This window comes from Lactobacillus sp. N54.MGS-719 (assembly GCF_000980505.1).
In the GTDB taxonomy this organism is placed as follows: Bacteria; Bacillota; Bacilli; order Lactobacillales; family Lactobacillaceae; genus Lactobacillus; species Lactobacillus amylovorus.
Genome location: NZ_LARO01000011.1, coordinates 38,867 through 46,870, shown reverse-complemented (window position 1 = coordinate 46,870; position 8,004 = coordinate 38,867). Strand labels below are relative to the sequence as shown.

The 8,004-nt window shown below is 37.8% G+C and carries 9 protein-coding genes, 1 tRNA gene and 1 pseudogene; 5 read left to right on the top strand and 6 right to left on the bottom strand.

Annotated features, from left to right (window positions below):
- Nucleotides 1-177, bottom strand: a pseudogene (locus tag WS44_RS09880) (transposase); the annotation flags it as partial.
- Here WS44_RS09880 and WS44_RS03570 point away from each other — a divergent pair.
- Together WS44_RS03570 and WS44_RS03565 are read left to right on the top strand one after the other, a co-directional pair.
- Complete coding sequence (locus WS44_RS03570) at nt 106-633, top strand: mucus-binding protein (RefSeq protein ID WP_166484915.1); 528 nt, start codon at nt 106-108, stop codon at nt 631-633. The pseudogene WS44_RS09880 and the gene WS44_RS03570 sit on opposite strands and share 72 nt — an antisense overlap.
- Nucleotides 634-736: 103 nt before the next feature.
- Nucleotides 737-997: a bacteriocin immunity protein gene (locus WS44_RS03565; RefSeq protein ID WP_046433162.1), complete on the top strand. Its 261-nt coding sequence runs from the start codon at nt 737-739 to the stop codon at nt 995-997.
- 255 nt (nt 998-1,252) lie between these two features.
- On the opposite strand, the gene WS44_RS03560 is transcribed toward WS44_RS03565, so the two are convergent.
- From WS44_RS03560 to WS44_RS03540, 5 genes are all read right to left on the bottom strand, one after another.
- A complete protein-coding gene (locus WS44_RS03560; protein WP_046433159.1) occupies nt 1,253-1,798 on the bottom strand; it encodes an isochorismatase family cysteine hydrolase in 546 nt (181 codons plus the stop codon).
- A gap of 9 nt (nt 1,799-1,807) precedes the next feature.
- On the bottom strand, nt 1,808-3,241 hold the full coding sequence (locus tag WS44_RS03555; RefSeq protein WP_014566105.1) for a nicotinate phosphoribosyltransferase: 1,434 nt from the start codon (nt 3,239-3,241) through the stop codon (nt 1,808-1,810).
- Nucleotides 3,242-3,358: 117 nt separating this feature from the next.
- Entirely contained in the window at nt 3,359-4,063 is a 705-nt protein-coding gene (locus WS44_RS03550; protein WP_013438497.1) for an NUDIX domain-containing protein, read from the bottom strand.
- Between the two features lie 72 nt (nt 4,064-4,135).
- A complete protein-coding gene (locus tag WS44_RS03545) occupies nt 4,136-4,453 on the bottom strand; it encodes a PspC domain-containing protein (RefSeq protein WP_013438496.1) in 318 nt (105 codons plus the stop codon).
- Nucleotides 4,454-4,614: 161 nt separating this feature from the next.
- Nucleotides 4,615-4,698: transfer RNA gene (locus WS44_RS03540), tRNA-Leu, on the bottom strand.
- Nucleotides 4,699-4,786: 88 nt separating this feature from the next.
- Here WS44_RS03540 and WS44_RS03535 point away from each other — a divergent pair.
- From WS44_RS03535 to WS44_RS03525, 3 genes are all read left to right on the top strand, one after another.
- Nucleotides 4,787-6,085 carry a serine hydrolase gene (locus WS44_RS03535; protein ID WP_046433156.1) on the top strand — a complete coding sequence of 433 codons (1,299 nt, stop codon included), beginning with the start codon at nt 4,787-4,789 and terminating at the stop codon, nt 6,083-6,085.
- A gap of 1 nt (nt 6,086) precedes the next feature.
- The gene (locus tag WS44_RS03530; RefSeq protein ID WP_013438494.1) at nt 6,087-6,935 is read left to right on the top strand and encodes an NAD(P)H-hydrate dehydratase; all 849 of its coding nucleotides are present in this window, start codon (nt 6,087-6,089) and stop codon (nt 6,933-6,935) included.
- Between the two features lie 132 nt (nt 6,936-7,067).
- The gene (locus tag WS44_RS03525) at nt 7,068-7,742 is read left to right on the top strand and encodes a L,D-transpeptidase (protein WP_013642341.1); all 675 of its coding nucleotides are present in this window, start codon (nt 7,068-7,070) and stop codon (nt 7,740-7,742) included.
- Nucleotides 7,743-8,004 lie beyond the last annotated feature (262 nt).

The following is an 8,004-nucleotide window of genomic DNA, read 5'->3' as shown; positions in this document are numbered from 1 at the left end:
ATTACGCATGACGTGTACCAAGCAGCGTTGAAAATGCGCTTTAGGATAGGACTGGCAGATAGCCTCTTTCATGCCAACTACTCCGTCAGACAAGAAGAGCTCTACCTGTTCAAGGCCGCGACTCTTGAAGCCTTTGAGCATTTCGCTCCAAATCTCAATATTTTCAGTAGGCGCAATACAGCAGCTGCCTCAGAGCTTAAGCCTAAAAAAGATCAAAACGATCAAGTTGCAATTATTAACTTTATCGATTTGGACAACAATGGTAAGCAATTAACCTCATCTGGTCCACTTACTGGTAAACCAGGTGAAAGCATTAATGATTTGTACAGTACTGAAATTCCATTGAAGGCAATTGCTCAAACTGGTTATCACGTCGTCTTCAACGGTTTTGATGGTGATGGTCAAATTCAAAAATTTAACAACAATGATTTAATGACACAAGTCTTCACCGTTGGTTTGAGTAAATCAGCTAAGAGTGAAACCAAGGCTAAGGCACCTGAAAAGCAATCTGATGTGGATCTTGATGCAGTCAGAGAAGCAACTATTAATAATAAAGATACTGCTGCTATGGCATTGGGTATCGCTGCAACGATTATTAGCTTGATCGGTTTAATCGGTAAAGAGAATAAGTAAAGATTTAGTTAAAAGGGGACAGGAAAAGTCTCCTTTTTAGTAATAATTAGTGTAAGCGAATACAATTAAAAGGTATAATGTATTTAGAAAGAGGGTCATGATTATGGCTGAAGATGAAGAAAGAATTATCAGAAATAAAATTGAAGAGATTGTTAATCACGATCAAGAAGTTAAGAATAATCCTGAGTTGATGGATATTTTTAGAGTTGCCTATGGCAGGAGGGATGCAGGCAAGCCAATGCAAGTAGTAGCTTTAGCACTTGATAAATCATTGGCTGGCTACATTACTAGTCATGGTCCAGGCGAGACCCCAGACAGCGTCCTAGACTTGCATAAAGAAATGCAGAAGTTGTCGGGAATTTAGATAAATATTAATTACGTGGACTACTTGTTTATAAAGATTCGCGTGAATGCGGATCTTTTTTGTATAAAAATGGCTAATGAAACAAAAATGCAAGTATAAATTTACACTGCTATGCGCTTACATAATTGAAAAATCAATACAAAGCAAAATCTCACTTGTGAAACATAGCCATAAAGCCCGTCATATCGAGCTTTTTGACAAAATAAAACAAAAATCCACACATAGTGTGGATTTTTCGGGTTAGTTATTCACAATTTAGACCAACTTAGCACCTAATGAATTCTTGAAATGATCCAGTGCCCATTGTTGCCCATATTTAGTGAAGGTAGCAACTGCATCGGTTGGAATCGTAATATGATAATTTAGATTATAAGCTGCAATGGCGGTGTGCAAGACACAAATATCGGTGCAATCACCCGTTAGCCAAAGATCGCCAATTTTTCTTTCTCTTAAGTAATTATCTAGATTGGTGTTTTGGAAAGAAGAATAACGATTCTTGTTGAACTTGTAAACTTTGTCGCTATCTTTGTGGACATCATACCAAGTTTTGATTTTGCCATACAATTCTTGTCCAGAAGTGCCAATAATATTGTGTGGTGGGAAAAGTTTGTATTCGGGACTAAATTTATCGTGAGTGTGACCATCTGTAGGGAAGATCACATAATCACCATTTTGATAAAACTCATCAGCTAATTCTAGAATGTGACCCTCAATTGCTTGCCCAGGTTTACCACAAGTTAGTGCACCGTCATCAGCGATGAAATCATTAGTGTAGTCGATAATCAGTAGTGCTTTAGTCATAATTTACCTCTATATGTTTCTGTATTCTGAAATCAGTTTTTGTTGTAAGTCGGCTAAATTCTTTGTCAAAAAGACAGGATAACGATCAGGGTTAACTAGACGCTTAGTAGCTGTTGGTAATTCTGCGATTTTTTGATGAGCGAATTTTTGAATGGCAAAAGTGTCAGTTTCAATATCTTTTTCATGATCAGGAGTTAAAATTTCACTCAAAAGTGGTTTAGCTACAAAGTCTTTTAATTCAACTTTGTCGCAAGTGGCATATACATCCGCATTGACTGCAGAAATAGTGTCACCGATTTGTTCATCATTTAATGCAATGACATCAGCAAAAGCCTTATTAGGTTCATTTTTCTTATAGAGACGGTAAACTTGCTTATTGCCTGGCAAAGTAATCTTTTCACGACTGTTACTAATCTTGATCTTAGGTTTCCATTTACCGTTGTTCTCAAGTTCAGACATTTTGTAGACACCGCTTAAAACTGGGCTAGATGAACTCGTAATCAAACGTTCACCGATACCAAAGTTATCAAGTGGTGCGCCATCTTCAAGTAAAGCTTTAACGATGTGAGCGTCTAAAGCATTGGATGCAGTGATCTTAGCGTTAGGGAAGCCTGCATCGTCTAACATCTTTCTAGCCTTTTTGGCTAATTGAGTAATATCACCAGAGTCAATTCTGATGCCAACTGGTTCATGACCAGCAGCACGTAATTCTTTGAATACTTTGATAGCGTTTGGAACACCAGAATTTACCACATCGTAGGTATCAACTAATAATGCGGCTGTGTCAGGATAAATTTTGGCCCAAGCTCTAAATGCAGTTAATTCATCCGGAAAACTTTCAATCCAAGCATGAGCCATTGTGCCAGCTGCTGGTACATGGAAAAGTTTAGCGGCTAAAACGTTAGAGGTGCTGCTGCAACCACCAATGATTGCGGCACGAGCACCGTAGGTTGCAGCGTCAGGACCTTGAGCACGGCGAGCACCAAATTCCATGACTGCACGACCATCAGCTGCATTTGTAATTTGCCACGCTTTAGTAGCAATTAGTGATTGATGGTTAATAATGTTTAATACTAATGTTTCCAGTAATTGAACTTCCATTAATGGACCAGAAATAGAAAGAATTGGTTCTTGTGGCATAACTGGTGTACCTTCAGGGATAGCTTTAACGGTACATTGATTTTTAGCATGTTCAAGATAATCGAGAAAGTCAGCGGAGAAGTGTTTCAATGAGCGTAAGTAGGCGATGTCATCGGCAGTAAAGTGCCAGTGCTTGATTTCATCTAGTGCTTGCATTAAACCAGCACTAACTACGAAACTACCATGGTCAGGAACGTTACGGTAGAAGACATCAAACCGTGCTTGCTTATTATGTGGCAGAGTTTGAAAATAGCCGTTGGCCATTGAAAATTCGTACATATCTGTTAAAAGTTCATGATACATTTTTCTTATTTGCTCCCTATTCTTTTAAGTATAATTTACTTTAATTACTTTAAAAATAAAAGTATAATCAACTTTTATTAGTGTCGATTGTAGCACGTTATTTAGCGAGTGCAAGTTTTAACGCAATTTAAAGATCTTAGGTGGTCGGCCAGAACGCTTAGTAGAAGCTGTTCCTACTTCTTCAAAAATGTTTTTATGGGTTTTCTTAAAGTTAGAATTATCAATTTTGTCGACTGTAGTTTTTAAGAAAATAGCGTAAACTTCGCGTGCTTGTCGCAGAGTAAATGTTGGTCCTAAGATTTGAAGTACTGTTGGTTGGTAATCTAGCTTGTTCTTAATTCGCTTGATAGCTGCAATTACGATTAGATGGTGATCAAAGGCAAGTTTAGATTGTTCGGTTAAGGTTAGATCAATATCATTGTTTTTTAAATAAAAATGTTGGTCCTTAAAATTAAATGTGAACCATCTTGCTTCTGTTGCACCATAGCCAGGCTTAAGTTGTGGCATAGCGGGCAAAAAAGTCATATAAGCTAAAGCTAGTGCACGTTCACCACTAACTCGATTAGGGTCAGTAAAAGTAGCCAACTGTTCAGTGGCACCATGAGGGATGGACATGCCAATTTTATCTTTAATCAGTCGGATACAAGCAGCATCTGCACTTTCATTTCTACGTAACAGAGTTTCAGGCAATGCCCATTTATTCTTAAAAGGTTCATTAGCTCGTTTAATTAACAAAATTTGAGGCAAATGAGTGTTAGGATTGAAACTCCAAATGATATTCGTAATCGTAATTAAAGGACGAGCAACAATTTCTTCATCCAAATAAATCACCTCGAAAAAAGATCATTCAAATACGTAACTACGTAAATTGAATGATCAAATTTTTATTAAAAATTAGTTTTTATTATCTTGATTATCGTTTGAATCTTCATCATGATTATCTGACTTAGTAAAGTCACCGTTCATTGTGTTAGGCCGACCTATTTGATAATCAGTTTCATGCTTTTCGACTCTAGGTGAAACTTCATTGGCTTCAGGCATTACCATTGCTGCAATAATATAAAGTGCAGTGCCCGGGAAGAAACCAGTGAAGATAATTAAAGCAGCACCAATGATTCTTACCCAAGTCGGATCTACATTGAAGTAGTTAGCAATTCCACCAAAAACACCAGCTAAAATTTTGTCTTGTGATTTAGTTAATCTTTTTTGCATAATAATAGCCTCATTTCTAATCTCGCTATTGGTTACTTGTAATTATACAGCATAAGGGATGCGAAAGGCATTTGGAGGATTAAAATATAAAGCTTTGTGTAAGAAATATTATTTATCTTTTTGTAAAATAAAAGGTCTAGCATTTACTAGACCTACCTTTATGCCCGCTAAAGGATTCGAACCTTCACTCAGTCACCTGAACAGCGACCTGAACGCTGCGCGTCTGCCAATTCCGCCAAGCGGGCATTTTTCTCATGTACATGAATAATCATACCAAATATTTGGTAAAATGTAAGCATAAATATACTTTATTATGCAAAAGGATGGAATTTCATGTTTTTTAGTAAAAAGATAAAACGAACTTTTATTAGTTTTGTTGCTGCGATTTCGTTGATTTCATGTGGGGCGGTTTTCACAACGCCAGTACATGCCGACGCTACTAGCAGCTACCAAGCTGATCAACTTAATTTGAACGTTAAGTCTGCTATTGCTATCGATAGCGATTCCGGTCAAATTTTATACGCCAAAAATGCAGATAAAACCTTACCAATTGCTTCAATGACCAAATTGGTCACTGTTTATTTAACTTTACAAGCAATTAAGAATAAGAAGTTATCATGGGACCAAAAAGTAAAGCCAACCGCTCCAATCGTGAAGGTGGCTAACAACACTGAATATTCAAATGTACCACTTAAAATGGGACATTCTTACACTATCAGACAACTTTACCAGGCAACGTTAATTGAATCAGCTAACGGTGCCGCAATGCTTTTGGGTCAAACCATTGCCGGCTCACAAAAAGCTTTCATTAATCAAATGCGTGCGCAAGTTAAAAAGTGGGGCATTGAAGATGCCAAAATCTACACCGCTTGTGGTTTACCTAATGGTAATTTAGGCAAGGATGCTTACCCTGGCGTTAACAAGAACGATGAAAACACTATGTCAGCCAAAGACATGGCAATTATCGGACAAAACTTGATCAAGGATTTCCCAGAAGTTTTGGACACAACTAAGATTGCCCACTTAAACTTTAAGGATGGCAATAAAGTTACTAAGATGGCTAACTTCAACTGGATGCTTAAGGGTCTTTCTCAATATGACGAAGCATACCCAGTTGATGGTTTAAAGACTGGTACCACTGATGCTGCAGGTGCTTGCTTTATCGGTACAGTTGAACACAGTGGTGCGCGTTTGATCACTGTAGTTATGGGTGCACGTCACCAAGACGGTACCGATCCATCACGTTTTATCCAAACTAAGAAGTTGATGAACTTTATTTTCAACAAGTATCGTCCAATTACGATGACTGCTGGCAGTCAAATGAATGGTGCGAAGTCAATTAAGGTTACTGACGGTGACAACGCAACTACTAACTTGGGCTTGAAGAACAGAATTACTATTTGGGATCCAGCAGATGACAAGACTTTAGTAGCTAGCTTAGATAAAAAGACTGTTGAAGCACCAATTACCAAAGATCAAACAATCGGCAATTACCAATTCAAGTCTGGCAATGAAAAGATTGTTTCTTTGTCAAACCCTAACGGCATGAATGTTAAAGCAAAAGCCTTATCAGCTAATGGTAAAGTCAACTTCTTTGTAAGAATTTGGCGCTGGCTTTTCGGAGGCAGATAAAATGACAGAAATTACTGAAGCGATATTAAAAAAGGTTATTACGAAGAGATCAAGTGATACGCATAAGGGCGATTATGGTCGAATCCTTTTAATTGGCGGTGGCGAAAACTATGGTGGCGCCATTATTATGTCGACTTCAGGAGCGGTCAATAGTGGTGCAGGACTTACCGCTGTCGCAACCCATCCGGTCAATTTAACTGCGCTTCATGCACGTTTGCCTGAAGCAATGTTTATCGATTGGCGGGATGCCAAGCTGGCTAATTTGATTAAAAATATGGACGTCGTGGTTTGTGGACCTGGGCTTGGCATGTCCGATTTAGCCAAGCAAATTATGGTTATTCTGAGAAGATGTACTTCAGAAAAACAAACGGTAGTCCTAGATGCCAGTGCGCTTGACTTGATTAGTCAAGATAAATCGCTTTTACCAACGAATGCAGGTCATTTAATTCTTACGCCCCACCAAATGGAATGGCAGAGACTGAGTCAAATTAGAATTCCATTTCAAACAGATAGTGCCAATATTGATGCTTTGAACCAACTAATTCCAGATAGTAATGCGATGTTGGTTTTAAAATCAAATCATACCCATATCTATGATGGCAAAGGTCAAGTTTTCGTTAACCCTTTGGGCAATCCAGGTATGGCAACTGGCGGCATGGGCGATACGCTTGCCGGTATTATCGGCGGCTTTGTAGCTCAATTTGGTCCAAGCGTCGACACTGTTCTGGCAGCTGTTTACATTCATTCTCTAGCTGGCGATTTAATTAATAAGGATAACTACGTTGTTAAACCAACTGAGGTTTCTAAAGTATTGCCTAAATTAATGAAAAAGTATTCAGAATTATCGTAAACATGTTAAAATTTTAAGTATAGTAAAATAGCATCCCGATTCAGGGATGTTTTTTAGCGTAACGCTTTAATATGCGCGAAGCATTAATTATAATAGTTAAGATTATTTTTAAAAAAGAAGATTAACACGTTTATGAAGAAAAACATTATTATTGGAGTGGCCAGTATCGTATTGGCTTTTGGAGCAATTATCGGTTTAGCTAACGGTTGCGCACCAAAGTCTGATATCTCTCAAGAAGCAGCTACCATTCAAAGTAAGACGACTAAACCAAAGAAAAAAGCTAAGAAAAAGGCTAAACAAAATACAGAAATTTTTCGTCCATATAAAGATCCTAAGGATTTAAGAAAAGAAGGCACTTGGCGTCAAAAGAGTGAGACTAAGAAACATCCTAAGATTAGTCCAACAGAAAAAGATTTAACTTTACGTGTCTCACTTGAAGGCAATCGTACTTACTTGTTAAGAAAAGGTAAGGTAATTTACACCATGCTTTCTACTGGCGGTATTTTCAAGAAGGGTAAATCTCTCACGCCAACGGGTACTTACAGTATTCAAGGCGGACGCGGCGATAGTTTCTTCAATTATAATTTAGGAGAAGGGGCTAACAACTGGACAAGCTGGAGTCCTGATAATGTTTACTTATTCCACTCTGTACCTACTAAAGGTGATGGCAGCTACAATTTAAAGGAAGCTGCTAAATTAGGTAGAACGCAAGGCTCTCACGGCTGTATTCGTTTAAGTGTTCCTGACTCTAAGTGGATTATGGATAATATTCCTAATGGTACTAAAGTAGTCATCAAGAATCATTAAAAAATTAGCCAGATATGCAAATGGTCATATCTGCTTTTTTCGTTAAAATTTGTGGCACGCCTTTATCATTCCTGTTATAATCATCTTTGCTAGTAGGTTAAGAGTAGTAGTTATTTTTCTGTTTTAGCGAGTCCAAGTTGGTGGAAGTTGGATATCAGAGAATAATGAAGGCGTGTTTAACTGATTAAAATAATGATTTAAATAAGCGGATACTTTGTATCAATTTGAGTGGTACCGCGGGTTAGTAACTCGTCTCTTTCTA